Origin of the sequence: Fructobacillus sp. EFB-N1, assembly GCF_001038455.1 — a bacterium.
GTDB lineage: Bacteria > Bacillota > Bacilli > Lactobacillales > Lactobacillaceae > Fructobacillus > Fructobacillus cardui.
The window spans coordinates 1-3,929 of record NZ_LDUY01000048.1 but is presented as its reverse complement, the minus strand read 5'-3'; the positions used below and the strand labels follow the sequence as shown (position 1 = coordinate 3,929).

General features: G+C 35.8%; 6 protein-coding genes. 1 reads left to right on the top strand and 5 read right to left on the bottom strand.

The annotated features are described in order from the left end of the window. Positions 1–229: 229 nt before the first annotated feature. On the bottom strand, positions 230–427 hold the full coding sequence (locus tag FEFB_RS07945) for a hypothetical protein (protein WP_047975712.1): 198 nt from the start codon (positions 425–427) through the stop codon (positions 230–232). 190 nt (positions 428–617) lie between these two features. On the opposite strand from FEFB_RS07945, the gene FEFB_RS07940 reads away from it, so the two are divergent. Beyond that, positions 618–1,283, top strand: coding sequence for a YoaK family protein (locus FEFB_RS07940; RefSeq protein ID WP_047975711.1), 666 nt, complete (start codon positions 618–620; stop codon positions 1,281–1,283). 162 nt (positions 1,284–1,445) lie between these two features. Here the strand turns inward: FEFB_RS07940 and FEFB_RS08935 are convergent, their stop codons facing one another. The 4 genes from FEFB_RS08935 to FEFB_RS07925 form a co-directional block, all read right to left on the bottom strand. Then, positions 1,446–1,595 (bottom strand): hypothetical protein, encoded by a 150-nt coding sequence (locus tag FEFB_RS08935; protein WP_168779055.1) that lies wholly within the window; start codon positions 1,593–1,595, stop codon positions 1,446–1,448. Between the two features lie 203 nt (positions 1,596–1,798). After that, a complete protein-coding gene (locus FEFB_RS07935; RefSeq protein ID WP_047975710.1) occupies positions 1,799–2,020 on the bottom strand; it encodes a hypothetical protein in 222 nt (73 codons plus the stop codon). Between the two features lie 513 nt (positions 2,021–2,533). Continuing rightward, positions 2,534–3,250, bottom strand: a complete 717-nt coding sequence (locus FEFB_RS07930; protein ID WP_047975709.1) for a Panacea domain-containing protein — start codon at positions 3,248–3,250, stop codon at positions 2,534–2,536. A gap of 14 nt (positions 3,251–3,264) precedes the next feature. Continuing rightward, a complete protein-coding gene (locus tag FEFB_RS07925) occupies positions 3,265–3,834 on the bottom strand; it encodes a hypothetical protein (RefSeq protein ID WP_161795119.1) in 570 nt (189 codons plus the stop codon). Between the last annotated feature and the right edge of the window lie 95 nt (positions 3,835–3,929).

Below are 3,929 nucleotides of genomic sequence, written 5' to 3'. Positions count from 1 at the left end.
ATTCTTTGGGTTTTTATTTTAAATTTTCTCGTTCGAATTAATTATAGAATCTGCCTTTTTAATAAAATTAGTCACCGATGGTTGACTCAAATAAAAAACCTCATCTAGAAGATAAAGGCTTAGTTATTTTATCGACCCCTTAATTTTACTTAATTGGTGTCAAAATTATTTTAATATTAGGGTCTGTTCTAAAGACCATCTTTACATGTAAGCATCACTAATCGGCATTTCATTTAAACAAATCAAACCAACTAAATGTCGTTTTGCTATAAACCTTGTTATAAACCTTCCTTTTGGGATTCAGCCACCCCCGCCCCTTCGTTCCATAACCTGGAATTAAAGCCTTCTTAACCGCCCGCGTTGCCCGGCCGGAAGTTCGAGCCGCAATTGACTTCTTCAAACTCGGTGTCCGCATCCCATACTTCATATTCTGTCCCCTTTTTCTTCTCATTCTAGGTTGAGTATAGCACTTTTATCAGAGCCATTCCTTTTTAAACGTTAAAAGAGTCATCGTGATTTTTATCATAAAAGTCTGATAACCCTTGAAAATCAGTCACTTTATCCACGCAAACAAGGCAAAATACAGTACAATAGTATCCGTATTGGAGGTGACGGATTTGTCTAAAAATTTATTTCCATCACATGAACGACTTCTCTTTGGAAGTCTCTTAACCTTCACCGCCGGATCACTAGATGCCTATTCTTATCTAATCCACGGTGAAGTCTTTGCCGGTTTACAAACCGGAAACTTAATCTTGCTCGGCATTAACGTGGGCAAAATGCACTTTTCAATGGCAAGTCACTACCTGATTTCACTCCTTACTTTCGGCTTTGGTACCCTTTTAATCAAGGTTATCCAGCATGGATTGGAAAAAAAGGGGGCCAGCAAGACGGCTGAGCGCCGCTTCATCCTTTGGTATATGACGGCCATCCTTGTTTTGTCCGCAATCCTGCAGGACCACGTTCCCAACCTTGTGGGCACATCAATTCTTTCCTTTGCCGCTGCTGCCGAATTACAAGAATTCCGCAAGCTCAAAGGGGAACCATTTATGCCACTGATGATGACTGGCAACTTCCGGACATTCTATGCAGCCCTCTATGAAGGCCTTTTTCGTGGCAACACTAAAATGGCACAAACGGCCATTGACATTGCCACAGTGATTTCCACCTTCTTCTTGGGAGCACTCTTGATTAGTGTCACTGTTCCCTTCCTGGACGGGTTGGCCATACTCATTCCAGCCCTGGTGACACTCATTATGGGCCAACTGGTCACAATGGAATAAGTGAACAGTCTCTAGCCATTTTGTTAGAGGCTTTTTCTTTTGGTTTATTTGCCAAATAACGCCACCGAACCACCACAGAACAAACTGATTGTACATAAAAAGGTAAGACATTTAAAAACGTCTTACCTTGAATCACTATTGGACACCCACCAGGTCCGCTAGCTACTTTTTAAAAGCATCCTTTGTTTTGTCGGCAAAATCTTTGGTGGCATCTTTAGCATCGGCTGCAAATTCCTTTGCCTTGCCCTCAGCCACTTTAGCCTCACCTTCCAACTTATCCTTTGCTGCATCAAATTTTTCTTCGAATGACATATAATGTTCCTCCTTTAAATTTGATTTCCCTCAGTATACACCAAAGTCCGTTGATGTAAACAAAAAATTAAAAAATTACGACAAAAAAAAGTCTTGCTCTACGAGCCTTATGCCGACTAACGGTATTGAAAACGCTTATTTATCAACATTTATCAGTAAAAGTGTCACAAAAGTGTCACTGTTAATAAAAACGTCACAATTCATTAATCATTGTTTGTGTTGGCTCTTCTTTCCTGAATAAGTTGTTCTAACTCATTGAGGTCATCTTCTGTTGCTAACTTGCGAATGAACGATCGTGAATAAGTTCGGTATGAAAGATACTTCTTGTGTTCTTTGTTCTTTTCAGCCCAGCGCTTGTTTGCTTCATTTTGAGCGGTTGTGGAACTTTCGTATTCTGCTGGTCGCCCTACTTTTTTATCTGTCATTTAAAATACTGCCTTACATATAACAATAGCAATGACTACAATTCCAATAAAGATATAAAACTGTTGTCTTTCCTTCTTATTTCCCTTAGTTACTTCAATCGTAATTTTTTTACCATTTTTGCTAGTATATATTTTTTTCATCATGTGATAATATGAGTGTACACGAAAGGGCTTACGCCCTGTGGTATTTTTACCACTTAATCGTAATCGAGAACTTAAGAATTTTGAAGTTGATTTCAAAGGCTACTTCAACGTTCTTAGGTTTTTTTATTTTACTCATATTTCCTCCTTTCTTTATATTTATATAATACCATCTATTATATAATAATGCAAGTGTTTTCGCTAGTTTCTATAAAAATAGGCTTATTTTTGCACAAAAAAAGACGGGCGCGCGTCTGCGTTTTCCCCGTCAATTCCGCGACATACCTCGTAAGGTTTGTGCCGCTCTCTTTATTAATTATATCATTTTGACATAAAAAAAAGACCTGCAACTAAGCAGGCCTAGACCATATGTTAAATCGATATCTTTTCAACATCGTGATGTGCTTTAATCACTTCATCATCGATAATAGCATTTTTCCCGTCTCTTTCTTTTACGATAGACCATGGGGTTCCGCTCCTGTGCGTTGGATTAGTAGCATCATCAAACTCGTAACCTTTAATCCCATTATTTTTGAAAAAATCAGCATATTTTTTAACGCTATCATCAATTGTTTTTAAGACATATTCCGATTTCAAAGTTTTGCTTCTAACGTCTCCAGCTTGATGCCATTCTAAAGAATGATGCTTATCGATTTGATAAACTTCGCTTTCAACTGGACCACGATCCCACACTTCAAACTTCGCATCAAATAATGGTTTTCCATGTTCTATTAAGTAATCAGCGTACAAATAATACATTACTTTTAATAACTGAAATCTAGTTAAACAATACTTTTTTTGTATATAAGCCGCCACATCAACACTAGTTAACTTTAAATCTTCTTGCAACATAGCAATAAAGTCATCACGTTTTTTGATTACTTGAGCGCCTTCAAAATAAGGATCAATTTCTTTAACAGATTCGAACGAGGTTGAGTCAGTTGTAACAAACCTGATAACAAAGTTTTTTATTGAACTGATACTGATTTTACGGGACTCACTTATAACCTCTTCGACATTGTCAGTAACGTAATCGTAAATTAGAAAACTCTCTTTTTGTTTTGACACTGCCAGTAAATGAAATACCATAGTGGTCCCCCCTTTCATATGGTTATTTTATCACGTTTAGCTTGTTCATGTTCTGTATGAGAAAATATATTCATTTTTGCATTACTTTCTTTCCAAATTTGCAGTTCCCATGGAAAAGTTTTATTGTTCTCTTTAAAATAACAATGGATTGCCTGATATTTAAGAGTCGGACCAGTTTTTGGATATTTTTTTAAATAATATCGCATAGTACATTTGCATTTACAATCTTCAAGCATTTTGATCAATTCATCATCACTGATAGTATCAGAAACAATTATTCTCATGCCGAATGTATCATTCAACCACTTTATAACCGGTATTTTATTAGTTGATTTTTCCTTCTCAAAATTCCATTCAATTTTTGCTTGTATACTTTCTTTGCTTTTTACACGCCAACTGAAAATATTATCCAAATACATGTCTTTAATAAACTTATTTCCAGTCAATATGTCTTCGAACATATTATTTTGTATCACATTTAAATAAAAAAAATTATTATCAATTAATTGACTAAATCCCGGATCATTAACAATATCGGTAGCACCTAATTTTTTTAAATTGAATTTGCCAAAAACATCTTTCATCTCGCTAGATACAAACATTTTATATTCTAAATCAATATATTTGGCAGATTCTATAATTAATTCGAACGAGAAAATTTAAAATAAAAACCCAAAGA